The following is a 16,637-nucleotide window of genomic DNA, read 5'->3' on the forward strand; positions in this document are numbered from 1 at the left end:
ACCATCATGGGAAGCCAAGATGGTTAATGGAATTTTCAGATTAAGACAGTTGTAATGAGTGGTTAAAAGGTAAGGCTTCCTGGGTGGCATATAACACAAGGCCTACACACCAAGAATGTGATAATGTCAGCATCATTCCCTTTGGCTGAAAACAATTTGTATTATAAAAACGCTCGGTTACCATTCCTTTGTAAGCATTAAAATCGCCATCTTTCCTTGCAATAAACTGCAGGAAACATGCAATATGATCCCTTGTCCGGTCTAAGTAATAGGAATCATCTGTGTACTTCCATAAACGAAGCATCTCAGGAACACAGAATAGCCCATAATTATGTAAATGCTGGTTAGAAGGTGATGCCTGGTCCGCACCACGTGAACGAAAATCATATTGATGCAAAAATGTTTGCTCTGGAAAGGCAAGGTTGTAAGTCCATCGGAAGGTCATTAACCAATCAGCCGCATGTTTGGCAAGCTTTAACCATTTATCGTTTTTGTCATTTTCATAGAGTAGTACATAGGCAACCACTGCATTATAAGCATCTTCAGATGTTGGAGTTAAATGAACATCCTCTGGTGCCCCGTAAATGTATTCGTCCAGTACGAAATGTTCATAATAATGCCCCGCCTTTACTGCCGCAAGGCGATACTCTTCTTTTTCAAAGAAGTTGCTTCCTTCAAGGAGTGAAGCGATCCATAAAATTCCTCCTGCCCCGTCCCATTCTTCGACCTCACCTGTTTCAAAATGGTAATAAGACCCGAAATTTCCATCAGACCGTTGATTCTTTACAGCGAAGTCTAAGTTGGATTGGACTGCTTTTTCCCAATCTGGATGACTTACCCCTGCTTCCTTTTCAAAGGCTAAGGCACGCACCAAAAACAATGTGGCTTCAGAGATTGTTCTTGCCTGCAGCCAGGTATTCTTGGGATTCCAGCCAGTTCCCCAGCCCTTGCCAAGTACCCATGATGCCCAGAATGTTCCACTCGGAGCAAGCGCCGAAGCAATATTGTTCATTACATCAATGGCAGCATCAACATATGGTTGATGACCATTCTTTCTGCCATAGGTAAGCAGGGCGTATGAATATGGCGCACCGCTGACCCATCCCACATGCATATGGGGACGATCTCCCATTCCTTTTACATTATTATTAAACTCACGGTCAAACGCAGCCGTTTCGGCTAAAATACTATGTTCTGGCATATAGTGCCAACGATATAAACCATGGGCAGTTAATTCTGATGCCTCCTCAAGACCCATCCAAGGATTTAAAGCGTACTCTTGTTGGTGCTGCCTGTACATTTCACGGACGAATGGATCATATGAATGTAAATCAGATGAGGCGGTATAGATTTTAAACTGTAAATGAACGGTTTCCCCTGGCTTAAATGTGTACAAGGAAATGTCCTTTGGCTGTGGAATCGGTTCACCAACAAATGTGACTGGTTCTTCTTTATATGGAAAATTAACCCAAACGGATGTAGTAGAGTCATTTCCTCTGAATCCTAGGCTAGTTAACCCTACTTCACTCATTTCATCGACACAAAGTGCACCGCACATTTCATCATTCCAGGCAAAAACAGCCGGCAGTGCGGCACGGTCTGAACGAAATGACCAATGATCCGATACCATCTCCTCATGATTGCCATCCCGGTAATCATATCTTGGATATTTCCTGGTATTATGCTCGAAGCGATTTTCTTTATAAAAAGCGCCAGGAATCATCCAAGTCGGCTTCCCGCTGCCTGCTAAATTGCCATTAACCTGTAACCCGTAATTACCGGATGTTTCTTTTTTATAGGTTACCTTTAGATTCACTTGAATAAAGCCACATCCAGATTGAGCATTCTTCCATTCCGATTCAACAGAGATGTACTCTCCATGACCCGAAATGTGGTAGCCCCCAACAATTTCTTCAACATGGTCGATTTGAATGTTTTCAATCGTCTTTTCTTCATCATATATATCAAGAAGGGAGTCAAATTGAAGGTATGCATTTCCGCTTTTCCGTTCCGAAGTATAGACCTGTATTTCGGTTTGTTTCTTCCCGTTTTCAAGTATGTTAATAAATGTCCCCACTGAAATCACACCTTTAGTTTGTAAAGTTCAATCAAATTCTCTCTAAAAATTCTTCTGGCAAATTCAACTGCTTCTTTTTCTGTTAAAAGTTGATCCTGCACTTTTTCTACTAAGACATCGCCCACAATTTTGCGTGCTAGCTTTTGATGTGCATATGTTCCTTCAACGAAGTTGTAATCTCCGCCAAAACCAAAGATCTTATTTTGCGGAACCATCTCAATCATTTGGTGCAGGATTTGCTTGGCTATCGTTGGAGAGATGGCATACACCCAGGTAAAATCCGCATACACATTCGGATAATTTTTTACAATACTCAGATATTCCTGATGGTATGGAAGCCCGCAATGTAATAGCACAAAATTTGCTTCCGGATAGGCTGCCAATAGCGGAATGAGATCCGTTACCTTCGAGTTGGTAATAATATTGCCATTGCCCGAAACACTGGTTTCATGGTGCCCTGTATGAATTTGAATTGGTAATTCATAGTTGATGGAGCATTGGATAACGTGATGAATTAAGTAATCTTGTAAAATGACCGATTCTTTTTGCGACATAGGTTCATCTATAATAGAAGAAAGCAGGGTGTTAAAGCATCGTTCTGCCTCATGGAAGGTTGGCTTTAGCGTCTTCAGCGTCCTCCAATAGGCATGACCTAACTTAACAGCAACCATTCCTTCATTCACAAATTTATTTAATAAGGCATCCACAGCATGAAGATATTCTTGGAATGTCTGAACGTGCTTTCCAGTCTGTCTTTCAATAACCTGTACATCCTTAATGGTTCGGAGTTTAAAGGCAAAATCTAAAAACATGACAGGTCGAAAAAGGGAAAAATCAACATTGGTCGTAAAAGGCAAAGTAATAGCTAAATCAATTCCCGATTTTTCATTCAAAACTTTCCTATACCAGGTTTCATCATTTGTAGCTGCTAATACTTTTTCATTTAAAGCTAATATTCCATTTACAGACCAGTCATCCATACCAAATAAATCGTGGACTGCTGTTTTTAATAACCGTGCATAGGTTGTATTTTGCGTTTTGTGATAATACAACAAGAATTGTTCCGCTTTCTCTTCTGCAGTTAATGGTGAATTTACGTTTAACAAGCCTCGTTTCATTCCTGCAGTGATCAAGTCTGATTCTAAATAATGAAGCAGACCAAAGAAATCTACTTTATTTTTCTTTCGAATTTCCATCGGATCAATATGTTCATGTCCATCGATGATGCGAATTTTATTTATTTCCTCATGTATACTGCTCACAGGTGCTGCTCCTTCCAAAAGTAAAGGATGACTCAAAAGAATACGCCCCCCTCCTTAAAACCGCTCCATATCGTTTTTTCAAACAACTTAGTGCGGCAGGGGGCTGCCATTTCATTTTTAAGTCATCCTCTGCTTAACAACAAACTATTAATCTACCTTAAGTTCTGGGAATGTGTTCTTAACTTCTTTCTTGAATTTCTTAATGACACTATCAATATTTTCATTATTTTTTATTCCTTGGCCAGCTACTTTTCTCCATTTACTTAACACTTCTTCACCATATTTATCGGACTTATAGTCAGGAATATCTTTAACCGTATCGTAATATGGTTTTAATACATTTTGATCGCCAAACATTGGAGATTTATAAGTATCCAAGTTGTCTTCATATACTGATAATAATCCAGGCATATTTCCTGTAACTTCTAGATTATGCTGCTGCCATTCTTTGCTGGCAATAAACTCAATAAACTTATAAGCTAACTCTTTGTTCGGTGATTTTTCATAAATAGATCGGTATGTTCCACCCATGTAAAACCCTTTTGGAGTTCTTGCAACACCATATTTATTTACTGCCTTATCATTTTTGTTATCGACCATGAAGCTTGCCCATGCTGGCATTGCAGTTAACACAACACTTCCGTCATTAATGGCATTACCCCAGCCTGCAGAGAAGAATTCTAATTTTGCATCTACATCATTATTAAAAATCTCTTTTTGTAATTCATAATTTTTCTTCCAAGCAGAATCAATCGTTAATTTTCCATCTTTCACCCATGGCTTAGTATTATAAGCTTCGATGTTATAGATATCACCAAAGTGAGATATTAAGTGAACTTTTCCGTTACTGTCTTGATTTACTTTCTTCCCTAACTCAATAATTTTGTCATAGGAATCGACCATTTGACTGATTTTTTCTGGATCATCTGTTCCGAGGTATTTCTTTGCATTTTCTTTGATATACCAGAAAGCACCTGGTGAAGAGTGATCAGATATCGCTTTTACATCGCCCTTAGAATCTCTTCCTAATGCTTGTACGTATGGTACATAATCTTTTACAAGGTCTTCTGCACCCATGTCTGAAAGATTTACAGCAAACTTAGAATTGATAAACTTGTCAATATAGCCTCTTTCTAAGTCAAAAATATCTGGGACATCTCTGCCTGATTGTAGGACGTTTAATAGTTTCGTTTGGTATTGATCCCCAGGGAAGATTTTTACTTCAACATCCGCATCCGGGTATTTCTTCTCAAATTCTTTGGCCATATCTTCGACTTGACCAAAGAATGTCCAAATGGTTAATTTACCTTCCACTTTATTATTATCTTTATTCATACTGCCTGACGCAGTCTCCTCACTTTTCGAACAGCCAGCAAATAATGCTAGAACAAGAACAGAAGCAAATAAGATAGAAAGCCACTTTTTCATATAGATTTACAGCTCCTTTTTTTGATATAATGAAGGTCTAATATTTTTCTTATCGTCTTCATTAGGTGGCTAAGACCGTCAATTCTTTTACACCTATGAAAGATGGATAAGGTAAGCATTTCTTCAGTGGAGGAGTTCCACTCTTTCACTGAAGGATGTACTTGCACTGAGGTCTTTTTTCTACAACACCTCCAACAAGATTAAAGATCATTATCCTTTTAGTGCCCCCGCAGTAACACCACTAATAATCTTCTTAGAAACGATAGAGAAAAAGATTAAGATTGGTATAACTGAAATGACAATTCCTACATACATCGCTCCAAAGTCTGTTGAAAATTGAGACTTTACACTGGCTATCATTACAGGTAAGGTCTGCAGCTCATTATCAAAAAGAATAATCATTGGTGTTAAGAAATCATTCCACTTTCCAATAAAAGAAAAGATTCCTAGTGTTGCTACAGCCGGCATTAGCAATGGAAGGACTAACCGGTGGAATATTTTTATTTCACCACACCCATCAATTCTGCCTGATTCGAGAATTTCTGTCGGAATACTTGAATCACACATTTGTTTCATGAAGAAGATCCCAAATGCGTTTGAAATGGATGGAAGGATAAGCGGCCAATACGTATTTAACATATGGAATGAATCCATAAGTTTAAAAAAGCCGATAATTCCTAATTGACCCGGAATCATCATCGTCCCTAGTACAGCAAGAAACAGAATGTTTTTTCCTTTATAATCAAATTTTGAAAATCCATAACCAGCTAGAGCCGAGAAGTATAAATTTAGTGCTGTTGAAGTAATCGTTATAAACAGCGTATTAGCAAAACCTCTCCAAATCGGCACCGTATCAATCAAACGATGATAGTTTTCTAGAAACTCAGAACCAGGAAGAAGAAGCAGTTTCCTAGCAATATCTGAATTCGCGTGGGTTGAAGTGACCATCATACTATAAAAGGGTACCAGACATGTGAATGCGACTAGCAGCAATAAGAAATACACAGCGAATTTGCCTAAATATTTACTAATGTTTCTCTCTTTTTTCGTTTTAACTTCATTAATTGTAACGTTATCAGCAATGCCATTGTTAGCTATCATAAAGGGATCTCCTTTCCAATTCCTCGCCGAAGTGCTCCTGTTTTTCTTCTACTTGTCTTATTTTACTGTTCAACTTTGTTCATTTTTGAAAACTTAATCGAAATCAATGAGAAGATTAAGATGATAACAAAAATAGCATATGCGATGGCTGCTCCATAACTATAATCGAAGTTTTTGAACGCTGTTTGATATAAGTACATAACCATTGTCAGCGTAGAGTTATCAGGACCATTTCCTAACATTAATGGGGCGTCAAACAATTGCAAACCACCGATAATGGAGGTGATAAAGGTAAATAACAGGACCGGTTTTAATAATGGCAGGGTAATCTTTGTAGCGATTGTAAATTTCGATGCTCCATCTACCTCAGCAGCTTCATATAATTCCTCTGGTATCGATTGAAGACCTGCGATAAAAACTAACATGTTGAAGCCAAAGTACTGCCACATAATAACTCCCGCGACAATAATTCTGGATAGCCAGGGACTATTAAACCAGTTTACTGGGTCATCGATGAGTCCAATACTCATTAAAAGTTTATTTACACTCCCTGTTTGCCAATCGAACATTAAACTAAACAACACTCCGAGTGTTACCGGTGTAATGATATTTGGAAAATAGTAAACCGCTCGAAAGAAATGCTTTCCTTTAATGAATTTCTCATTAAGAATCATTGCTAAGGCTAAGGCTAGAATCAATTGCGGAATAATGGATAGTATCCAAATGATTAACGTATTCCCAATCGCCTTATAAAAGAAAGTATCATGGATTAAGCGTGAATAATTCGCCAATCCAACGAATACAGGATCGGAGAAACCATCCCACTTCGTAAAACTTAGATAAAGAGAGTAAATGATTGGTGCTAAGCCAAAAATAAAAAATGAAACGAAAAACGGAACTACAAAATAAAAACCATATTTGGATTTGTTTATAGATGATTTCCTCATTTTTTCACAGCCTTTAAACTTTTTTGTGCTCCAATGTTTGTCCGTATGTACCAATCCATTAATCTAGTTTCACACTATATTGATGGATTGCCTTTTCAGTAACTTTTATCTCATAACCGGATTTGATATTTTCCTGCATGAATCACGGATAATCAGTTCTGGTTTTAACAAATGGCGTTCTGAGATGTATTCCTCAGAATTTCCCATGCGCTTAAATAATTCAGACGCTGCTTTTTTCCCCATTTCCAAGAACGGCTGTTTTACAGTTGTTAATGGCGGGTAAGTCCAGCTTGCCAGTGTGATATCGTCAAATCCTGTAATCGATAGATCAGCCGGAACATTATAGCCTCGTTCCTGTACTGCCCTTAAGGCCCCAATGGCCGTTTCATCATTTGAAGCTAAAACAGCTGTGAAATCACCTATCGTTAATAAATGATTCATAGCATTATATCCGTCCTCATTAGACCAATCTGTTGGAACCACCCACTTTGGATTAACAGTTAATCCTAAGTGTTCCATCGTTTCAAGGTATCCGGCTAAGCGGCACTCCGTTGCAGCTGCGTCTTTTGGCCCTGAAATATAAGCTATTTTTTGATGGCCAATTCGATGGAGATAACGCACAAGCTCTGAAATACCATAGTAATTATCAACATCCACCGAAACCAAATCCTTCACTCCGGCCGTATCACCAAAAACAACAACAGGAATCCCTGCGTTTGCTATTTCCAAAAGATCTTTAACATCTCTTTTCATAAAACTAATTAAGATGATCCCATCTACGTGCCCCTCAAAAACTAAGTTTTGAAAATATGACTCTGTGTATTTATTGGAGGTCATACTGTAGAACACACAATTAAAACCATTTTCCTTTGCAACTTCTTCAATCCCCTTAAAAATGGATGAATAAAACATATTGGCAATACTATCAACCACAATTCCTATGGTTTGTGTCTTATTGACAACCAATCTTCTGGCATTTTCATTGCGGTGGTAGTTTAATTCCTTAATCGCTTTTTTTAACGCTTCTTCTGTTTCTTTTTTTATTGGCAGACCATTTAGATAACGGGATACCGTACTCTTCGATGTATTAGCTAGTTTAGCAACATCTATAATTGTTGGATTCACTATATTGGCCTCCTTTCTATACGTTTTGTCTCTTTATTATGTAGGAACGTTCCCATAAAAGACCAAACCAAATGTTGTTCTTTGAGAAACTAAATTAACTGACTATTACTAATAATATAAAAACAGAAACCGTTTACATTACGCATAAAAAAAATATGATAGTTAGATCATGGCTAGTAAAAGGCTTGTTACTAGTAACTTGATACCCTAAAATGGGAACGTTCCCATTTTAGGGTAAGGAATTTATTAATTAAGTTAATTTTAATGCCTATCACTATTATTGTCAAACAATTCTTTTTTATTATGATAGAAAGCAAGTTAACTCGAAAAACTCATCCTTTTTTGGCCGCCTGTGTTCTAGTAATCGTCAAGTAAACATACCACATCCAAATATAACTAATAACACTTCCGCTAAAGATGAGAAAAAGTGAAGGTACTTTCAATAGCAAGTAATAGATTACACAAGAAATAATAAAAATACCCGCTGTCCTTAGTGGAGAAGCAACACTATATAAAAAGCTATATTTTACGTAGTCAAAAAAACGATAGTGAAAATGAACAAAAATAGGGAAAAAATAAATGGCAGTAGTGATAAAAAAATATGAGATAAAGATCGTTACTATTTTCAATAGTGAGCTGCCAACTGAGTCTCCCATGGTAAAGAAGTGGAAGTCAACATATAATAACCATCCCATCGCAACGAAAATTAATCCAAGTCCATTTACCTTTACAAATTCGGTTTTATACGTCTGCCAGAATGTTTTAAAAACAGGTGCATCCTCAGCTCCCATTACCCATTTTCTAACCACAGAAAACATGGCTGCTGTTGAAGGAAAGATACCAAAAATCCCTAACCCGACTATTGTGAACAAAATCCACAACAATTGCAGATAGGCAAATTGCATCACGAGTTCCGTAATCCGATAGATAAAACCTTTTATGCCCTTAGTATTCATTCATAATCATCCTTTAATATATAAGAAAATTTAATAGGATACCCATTGGTGTTCACTATTAAAAATATTTACCTTCTGATTTCTAACAGCATTCTCTGCAAACAGATACATGGCTGCCGACCATGATTGACCTGCATATCCCATCGGTCTTCCTGATTGGCCATGGAACCATTCGTTAAATTCCCACTCATTTTTCTTACCTGCTTTATTCATGCTTGCTAATTTCTCTAATTGATAGTTCGCTTCATCAAACCTTTTGGCCTGAATTAACGCGGTAACATAGAATCCCCCAATAAACGGCCATGCACCTCCATTATGGTAATGATGAGGCAAATTAAGATTCCGAACGCGATAATAATCCCGCCAATCCTTTTCCCCCTCGCGAATGGCTGGATACAAGGCCTGAACTGGATAAGGCTCATTGATGCCGCAGCCATGAATATAATCCAATATTTTATTTGCTTGTGTTTCATCCGCAATTCCAAAGACGATTGCCAGCAGGTTGGCAAGTGTATCAAATCGGTCTGCATAATCGCGGAACCCCATATACGGTAAATAAAATGGTCTTTCTACCAATTCCGTTTCGACCCGCTTAATTGGATAAATCCATTCTTTTCGCTCAGCTTTTACCCAGTCCATCTTTTCCTGATTATCCGGAGTAATCCACAGAAGAATATTAATTTTTTTCTTAACATCAGCTGCATTTTCATAATAATAGCTCGAAGGGATGTTTAACGCATCAGCCATATGTCCCATACACTTCCAGGCCGCTGCATATAAAACATTATCGAAAAGAACATTATAGCGGTTGGCAAATAAATCAGCCCAGTCCATTGCCTCATGAACCTCTAATAACCCACACTCATTCGAATCTTGATATCGAAGCCAAAGCAGTGCCTTTTCTAAATTCCCCCACCATTTTCGTAAAAATTCTTGATCGTTCATTTCCTGGTAATACGCATAATGACCAATAATATACCAAATATTCCCGTCTACACAACCCGCGTGGATAGAATCTTCCACTGCTTGTCCACTTTCACCTTCAACACCAAGTTTTCCACCATGTGCAATTAATGCGGGGTCTAATACATTGGGAAAACCAACATTATGAGGAATCTTTCCCAGTTCACTTTGAAACTGTCCTAATGTCTCCAATGACCTGCGATGAATCGTTGGCCCCTCCTCACTGCTGCAGGCTAAAAGACCCAGTCCGCAAATCATACTGTCTCTTGCCCAAACTTGCTGGTAAGCAGTACTTGATCCCAGTAAACCAAGTTCTCCCCCGTTTTGCAACAAAATTTTTTCTGCCTTTTCTCTGCCCTTTTCAACTATTCTAGCATCCATCAAACTGCTTCCCCCAGTCAATTTATTATAGATGGATAAATCCATGTTCTTATTACTAAATGATTTTTTTCAAAAATTAATTATTCCACTTCCTGTGACGCAGCAATCATGTAAACGGTGAATTATTTCGCTGCGCTTCATACGGTAACCAGTGCCTGATTGAGATTTTCAATTAGATTGGTTTCATAAATAGGCTCTTTCTGATTTTTCGGAATGCATAATGTTTTGATTTCCATTGGTCCAAAATGCAGTTCCATAGCTCTTCCCCAATTTTTCAATTCGACTTTTGCGACCGTTTCTGCGTTATTCGTTTCAACTAAACGAATAATCAAGTCATCATGATTCTCCGCTTTCTTTAAAGCAGAAAGAATAATATTTGGTTGATCTATCGAAATAAATGAATCTTCTTGCGCTAGTGAACCCTTATGATACGTTTCAACAATCAGTTGTGGTTTTTGATTTAATTCTAGTGCATGCTTTACCGTTTCAGCCTCTTCCCAGCTGTTTTCATGTGGTAACAATTGATAAGTAAACGTTTGAATCCCTTGATCAATAATCGGGTAATCCTCGTCCAAATCAGGGATGAACGGAGCATGGTGCGCATAGATTGTGCTTCTTAGAACCGTTAAGTTAATTGTATTCCCTTTGACATCGACGCCATATTTTCCATCATTAAGAATACTTAGACCGTAAATCTCTTCCCTTTGTTTACTAATTGTACCTGTTACATCAACCCAGTTTTGCATCGGTTTTTCGTTCCCATCCGACTCACGACTAGTATGCCCAAAAGGAATTTCATAGGTAGTATTCCGCTGATTAAAGCTTACAGGAAACTTGATTTTTAAAGTTTGATAGCTTTCTTGCCAGTTTACTTTCACTTTGACTTCTATCTTATTGGATTGCTTATACATAATAAAATCTTGAACAATTGTTGAAGATTGAAACTTTGATGTTACCCGGATAACCCCTCTTACTGGTCCTTCTTCAAGCTTCTTAATTCTTACCGGCTTGAATACCCCTGATATTTCATCAAAGCGTAACGTCCCATGTCCCCATGTATCAAAAGTGTCATTTAAGACAACGGGAATAGCTGCGTCATTCTTAAATACCTCAATTTGCTTAACTTTGTCAAATAAGCTGCGAATCCCGCCAGATTCTTGATCAATAACCAGCCTGAAACGATCGTTTTCCATTTCATTTTCGCTAACTTTTACAGTTTCAAACTCTTTAGCTGGCGTAAGTGCACGAAGTTTATATGTGCTATATCCTAATGGAGGCAGTTCTGCCAAGAATACAACTCTTTTTCGATTTGGAATCTTTGCGATTGGATCAACGATTTGGTATGGTATTTCATTCCCGTTTACATCTTCGATAATGAACTCTTCTGGGAGCAGATAGTTAACAAATAACCCATCTTCAATTTCAACATTCACCCTTACTGGCCAAGAATGCGGATTGAAGATAACCATTGGCTTCATTCCTTTTTCTTCTTCAATATTAATATTCCAACTTAAGGATTGTAGAGCGTAATTCATATTTCTTGAGGAGATACTAATAGACTCCCCATACAAATCTCTTGCATCATGATAAGCAGATTCAATGCTTGTTCCCGCTAAAATATCATGAAACTGATTAAATAAAATCCCTTTCCAAGCCTGGTTTATGTCTGGAGGGTAGACTTGTCCCGTTGTCCAATTCGCAATCGAAGAGAATTTTTCTGCCATTAATGTGAGATTTTCAGAATAACGGTTTAGCTTCTTCACTTCCGAATGAACTGAATAACAACCAACGGCATGGTGGAGCAGATCATCATGAACAACAGGCAGTGTGTCCTTAAGGCTTTCCACATGTTCGAAAAAGTCATTGGGTGAACTAAAGATAAGATTGGTATCATCCATCGTTCCATTTAATTTTTCAATAATTTCTATGTTTTCTTTGGTTGGTCCCCCCCCATGATTGCCTACACCATAAAAACACATTAATTGATTAAACGAATGTTTAAGCTCGTTCTTACAATGCATAATATGGTTTTCGAGATGGTCAAAGGTACAATATTCAAAAGGAATCCGAAAGGCTTTTACTCGGGAACCGTCCTTAGATTCCCACAAAAACAAACGGCTTGGAAGTCCTTTTTCCTCAGGGCCGGGTCTCATAAATACATAGGAATCCATCCCGGATTTCTTTAATATTTGCGGCAGCATACCATTATGACCAAAGCTGTCAACATTGTAGCCAACCTTTGCTGTCACGCCGAACTTTTCTTTAAAATAATTTTGACCAATCAATCCTTGGCGGACAAATGATTCGCCACTTGGAATATTGCAATCGGGCTGTATCCACCACCCCCCACAAATAACCCATCTGCCTTCTTGTATTCTTTCCTTGATTTCTTCAAACATCTTCGAATCGTTTTTTTCAATCCATTCATAATAAGCCGCAGAACTGGACGTGAATATAAAATTCTCATATTCTTTTAAACGATCTAATGCAGACCGAAAAGTTGCTTTCACTTCTTGAAAGCCTTCCTGCCAGCGCCAAAGCCAAACCGGATCAAGGTGTGCATTTCCAATCATAAACATATTCTTCATGTAGATTTTCCTCCTGATTGATTGATAATCCTAGTTAGATTACTATTCTTTTCAGTTTTAACTGCCTCTAGTAATCGTAAAAATACCGCTTTCATAAATATTGTTTACGATTGGAATTATTATAGCATCTTAACATTAGTTTGTGTATTCGATAAACTAAGCAAGTGAGTTTAGCACCTAAAAAAAGGATGAGCAATAGCCCATCCATCTTCTTAGTCATTAAGAATATCCTCTATCCTTGCTAATTCTTCCTCTGAAAAATCAAGGTTATTTAATGCAGCAACGTTTTCCTCAATTTGACTCACTCTGCTTGCTCCTATTAAGACAGAAGTAACTTTTTCTCCGCGTAAAACCCAAGCAAGAGCCATTTGTGAAAGACTCTGACCACGCTCTGTTGCAATTTCGTTTAATTTTTGAACACGATTCAATACTTCTGAAGTTACATGCTCCCCACGTAAGAACCCTGTAGAGCTTGCTGCACGAGAATCGGCTGGAATCCCTTTTAGGTATTTATTTGTTAATAAACCTTGCGCTAACGGACTAAAAGCGATTGAACCTACCCCGTTTTCCTGAAGCACATCCTGTAAGCCATCCTCTATCCAGCGGTTAAACATCGAATACTTTGGCTGATGGATTAACAAAGGTGTTCCTAACTGATTTAAGATTTTGATAGCTTCTGACGCTTGTTCAGCACTATAGTTAGAGATTCCAACATATAACGCCTTGCCTTGACGAACAATAGAATCTAATGCCCCCATGGTTTCCTCAAGTGGTGTATTGGGATCTGGACGGTGTGAATAAAAAATATCAACATAATCAAGTCCCATTTGTTTTAGACTTTGATCTAGACTAGATATCAAGTATTTTCTTGAGCCCCAATCCCCGTATGGACCCGGCCACATCGTATAGCCCGCTTTTGAAGATATGATCATTTCATCACGGTATGGAGCAAAGTCTGTTTTTAAGATTCTACCAAACATTTCTTCAGCCGAACCTGGCGGCGGACCATAATTGTTGGCCAAATCAAAATGGGTAATCCCTAAATCAAACGCTCTTTTCAGCATTGCCTGTCCATTTTCATATGTATCCACACCGCCAAAGTTGTGCCAAAGTCCAAGTGAAACGGCCGGTAGTAATAACCCTGAACGGCCACTCCGATTATACTTCATTGATTCATAACGATTTTCTGCAGCTTGGTAAACCATGTGGGGTACCCTCATTTCTATTCGCTTTTTGATAAAACTAACACCCAAACTATACCATATCAAATTAATTTTCAGTTAATTCAGGTTCTATATTTGAGTAATAAATAAAATTTCTGCTAAAATAAACAGACTACATTTTTCGAGGAGCCAAAAAAATGACAAACAACCAAACATTTATCGGTTATATTGGAACATACACCAAGGGCGGCAGCGAAGGAATCTATACGTTTAAACTAAATACGGATAAGAAAAGAATCGAAGATATTCAAGTTGCAGCTGCACAGTTAGAGAATCCAACTTATGTCACGATCAGTAAGGACAATCGATACCTCTATTCTGTGGCTAAAGAAGGAGAAAATGGAGGCGTAGTTGCTTATTCCATAAACAGGGAAGGCGGTTTAACCGAGCTCAATCGTCAGTTACTTCAGGGCTCATCGCCTTGTCATGTGAGTGTTGACAGTAACAACCGTTATGCATTCAGTGCTAATTATCATAAAGGATCGGTAGAATCTTATTTAATTAACCAGGAAGATGGAACGATTCAACCAGCTGCATCGGTTATAAAACACGAAGGTTCTGGTCCAGACCCAAGACAAGAGAAACCGCATACCCATTATGCCGGCATCACCCCTGATGAGAATTATCTAGCAGTGGTTGAATTGGGTATTGATGCTTTAATTACTTATGCAGTCAACAGTGATGGGACACTTTCAAAAGCGCACTTTCTTCCATTAAAGGCTGGAAGCGGACCAAGACATTTAGTTTTCCATCCAAACCAAAAATTTGCATATATCATGACAGAGTTTAGTTCGGAAGTGATTGTTTTATCCTATCATTCGGAAAATGGTCGTTTTACAGAGAAACAATATATTTCTACGCTTCCTGAAGATTTCACCGAGAATAATCAAGGAAGCGCCATTCATATTTCATCTGATGGACAGTTTGTTTACGCGGGTAATCGTGGCCATAACAGTATTGCTGTTTTCCGTGTAGACCAAGAAACGGGAGAGCTTAGCTTTGTTGATCGCACCTCCACTGAAGGGGATTGGCCGAGAGATTTTATGTTCGACCCAACAGAGAAATTCATTGTGGCGTCGAACCAAGAGTCCAGTAACCTCGTCTTGTTTTCGCGTGATGAAAACACAGGAAAACTTGCATTGATTCAGGCTGATATCGAGGTTCCGTATCCGGTTTGTGTGAAGTTTTTAAATTATTAAAATTAAAAAAACAGCTTAACAAATTGCTCATTAATTTGTTAAGCTGTTTTTTTAATCAATTGAATATTGCGAAAATTAAACACCAAATTACCCCTCTTATTAATTATATTCCGGTTCAATAGTCTTTAATCCAAGGGAGCGATTTAGGAAATCCCTAATTTCATCAATAGAGAGTCCTATCTTTTTAGCTTCATTAATAAGATCTAACCATTCTGTATCAATATCTTGTTCAACGGTTAATGCAGACAAAATTAACCCTCCTAAAATGATTACTATTTTAGGTAACTCAGCCATCCTAGTTAAAAACCTTAGACCTGTAGCTTTGCGTCCCAATCTTTCGAAAGGTTTGCCTTTGTCATTCATAGTATTAAAGTATTATAGAATAAACTAATAGTACTATAGTCTTGATGGAAACTAAATGAAAATATTTCCAAAAAAATCGACAGGATTTCGACAAAAATTATATAAACCAATTAATCGTAGTTTAGAAGTTTTAAAACACATTTCTCACATGTTACCTGACCTATTTCAATAAATTTAATTTTTTTAAGGGTCTTCCTATTAATAATCCGTTCCTTGTTAAAGACTATACCGCATGCACAATGATAGGAATCCTTCACAATGTGAATCTTGTTTCTTTCTTTTATTAGTGGATATATCATGATTCCCCTTCTTTTCTAATTATTAGTTCCTAAAAAAGAACTTCTATTGTTCATTATAAAGAAATTGTAGAATTTTGTAAACGGAGAGGAGTTAATTTTACCCAGTGAAATTTCATTTACCTATAATACGAAAGTGGTAGATTATTGGATTATTTTAATGTGAATATCCCGGTTTGTTCTTTAAAAGGAACAATGGTAAAATGTAGATTAAGAAATAATAGTTAGTTAGGAGCAAGTATTTTGGATCATCAACCAATACAAGGTAGCTGTAGAATCGATAAGAAAAGAAAGACACAGAAACGATTTCTTTTCATAAAAGTTCTATTGATTATTTTATGGGGCCTATTTTTGTTGATTAATACCTGGACTGAGAGTATAGAGCGACTAATATATTTACATTCTTTTGGATTAAAGTGGGTTTCAAATCCTGATTTTTTGTCTTTTTTTTATTTTAATGATTTAACTTTGATTCATCCTGAATTTATTAAAATTAAATTAGGACATTTTGTTGGTTTTGCGATCATGGATTTTCTTCTCTTCAATCTAATAAGAAGTCACAAATATTCTATTGGCATATCCATTATTTTTGCGTTTTTTACAGAATTCCTGCAATTGTTTTTTGGTAGAGATGGACGGTTTTACGATTTAGTTATTGACTCATTCGGTATTGTATCGGTATTTTTTATATTAAAATTGCTTAATCGTGACAATAATAAGTAGGACGA

At 37.4% G+C, this 16,637-nt stretch carries 13 protein-coding genes and 1 riboswitch; of the genes, 2 read left to right on the forward strand and 11 right to left on the reverse strand.

Annotation, left to right across the window (positions count from 1 at the left end; translation table 11 throughout):
- Positions 1-40 precede the first annotated feature (40 nt).
- From M3610_RS07110 to mgrA, 10 genes are all read right to left on the reverse strand, one after another.
- Positions 41-2,077 (reverse strand): YyaL domain-containing protein, encoded by a 2,037-nt coding sequence (locus M3610_RS07110; RefSeq protein ID WP_251457745.1) that lies wholly within the window; start codon positions 2,075-2,077, stop codon positions 41-43.
- A 5-nt stretch (positions 2,078-2,082) separates the two neighbouring features.
- On the reverse strand, positions 2,083-3,375 hold the full coding sequence (locus tag M3610_RS07115) for an amidohydrolase family protein (RefSeq protein WP_251457747.1): 1,293 nt from the start codon (positions 3,373-3,375) through the stop codon (positions 2,083-2,085).
- A 111-nt stretch (positions 3,376-3,486) separates the two neighbouring features.
- Positions 3,487-4,767 (reverse strand): ABC transporter substrate-binding protein, encoded by a 1,281-nt coding sequence (locus M3610_RS07120; protein ID WP_251457751.1) that lies wholly within the window; start codon positions 4,765-4,767, stop codon positions 3,487-3,489.
- A 210-nt stretch (positions 4,768-4,977) separates the two neighbouring features.
- On the reverse strand, positions 4,978-5,868 hold the full coding sequence (locus M3610_RS07125; RefSeq protein ID WP_098572851.1) for a carbohydrate ABC transporter permease: 891 nt from the start codon (positions 5,866-5,868) through the stop codon (positions 4,978-4,980).
- Positions 5,869-5,930: 62 nt separating this feature from the next.
- Entirely contained in the window at positions 5,931-6,815 is an 885-nt protein-coding gene (locus M3610_RS07130) for a carbohydrate ABC transporter permease (protein WP_098572850.1), read from the reverse strand.
- A 105-nt stretch (positions 6,816-6,920) separates the two neighbouring features.
- On the reverse strand, positions 6,921-7,940 hold the full coding sequence (locus tag M3610_RS07135) for a LacI family DNA-binding transcriptional regulator (protein WP_251457753.1): 1,020 nt from the start codon (positions 7,938-7,940) through the stop codon (positions 6,921-6,923).
- A gap of 332 nt (positions 7,941-8,272) precedes the next feature.
- Entirely contained in the window at positions 8,273-8,896 is a 624-nt protein-coding gene (locus tag M3610_RS07140; RefSeq protein ID WP_098572848.1) for a YesL family protein, read from the reverse strand.
- Between the two features lie 30 nt (positions 8,897-8,926).
- Entirely contained in the window at positions 8,927-10,240 is a 1,314-nt protein-coding gene (locus tag M3610_RS07145; RefSeq protein WP_098572847.1) for an amylo-alpha-1,6-glucosidase, read from the reverse strand.
- 137 nt (positions 10,241-10,377) lie between these two features.
- Positions 10,378-12,828, reverse strand: a complete 2,451-nt coding sequence (locus M3610_RS07150; protein WP_251457755.1) for an alpha-mannosidase — start codon at positions 12,826-12,828, stop codon at positions 10,378-10,380.
- Positions 12,829-13,040: 212 nt separating this feature from the next.
- The gene (gene mgrA / locus M3610_RS07155; RefSeq protein WP_251457757.1) at positions 13,041-14,033 is read right to left on the reverse strand and encodes an L-glyceraldehyde 3-phosphate reductase; all 993 of its coding nucleotides are present in this window, start codon (positions 14,031-14,033) and stop codon (positions 13,041-13,043) included.
- Positions 14,034-14,188: 155 nt separating this feature from the next.
- Here mgrA and M3610_RS07160 point away from each other — a divergent pair, with 155 nt between their 5' ends.
- Positions 14,189-15,250: a lactonase family protein gene (locus M3610_RS07160; protein WP_098572844.1), complete on the forward strand. Its 1,062-nt coding sequence runs from the start codon at positions 14,189-14,191 to the stop codon at positions 15,248-15,250.
- A gap of 99 nt (positions 15,251-15,349) precedes the next feature.
- Here M3610_RS07160 and M3610_RS07165 read toward each other — a convergent pair whose 3' ends face one another.
- The gene (locus M3610_RS07165; protein ID WP_251457759.1) at positions 15,350-15,499 is read right to left on the reverse strand and encodes an anti-repressor SinI family protein; all 150 of its coding nucleotides are present in this window, start codon (positions 15,497-15,499) and stop codon (positions 15,350-15,352) included.
- Positions 15,500-15,527: 28 nt separating this feature from the next.
- Positions 15,528-15,611, reverse strand: a riboswitch (cyclic di-GMP riboswitch).
- A gap of 541 nt (positions 15,612-16,152) precedes the next feature.
- Here M3610_RS07165 and M3610_RS07170 point away from each other — a divergent pair.
- Positions 16,153-16,632 carry a VanZ family protein gene (locus M3610_RS07170; protein WP_251457761.1) on the forward strand — a complete coding sequence of 160 codons (480 nt, stop codon included), beginning with the start codon at positions 16,153-16,155 and terminating at the stop codon, positions 16,630-16,632.
- Positions 16,633-16,637 lie beyond the last annotated feature (5 nt).

This window comes from Neobacillus sp. MER 74, from assembly GCF_023714155.1.

Excerpts from the sequence above, each read along its gene's own strand:
- M3610_RS07120 (WP_251457751.1), bottom strand. The coding sequence starts at position 4,767 with ATGAAAAAGTGGCTTTCTATCTTATTTGCTTCTGTTCTTGTTCTAGCA.
- M3610_RS07125 (WP_098572851.1), bottom strand. The coding sequence starts at position 5,868 with ATGATAGCTAACAATGGCATTGCTGATAACGTTACAATTAATGAAGTT.
- M3610_RS07130 (WP_098572850.1), bottom strand. The coding sequence starts at position 6,815 with ATGAGGAAATCATCTATAAACAAATCCAAATATGGTTTTTATTTTGTA.
- M3610_RS07140 (WP_098572848.1), bottom strand. The coding sequence starts at position 8,896 with ATGAATACTAAGGGCATAAAAGGTTTTATCTATCGGATTACGGAACTC.
- M3610_RS07145 (WP_098572847.1), bottom strand. The coding sequence starts at position 10,240 with ATGGATGCTAGAATAGTTGAAAAGGGCAGAGAAAAGGCAGAAAAAATT.
- M3610_RS07150 (WP_251457755.1), bottom strand. The coding sequence starts at position 12,828 with ATGAAGAATATGTTTATGATTGGAAATGCACACCTTGATCCGGTTTGG.
- mgrA (WP_251457757.1), bottom strand. The coding sequence starts at position 14,033 with ATGGTTTACCAAGCTGCAGAAAATCGTTATGAATCAATGAAGTATAAT.
- M3610_RS07160 (WP_098572844.1), top strand. The coding sequence starts at position 14,189 with ATGACAAACAACCAAACATTTATCGGTTATATTGGAACATACACCAAG.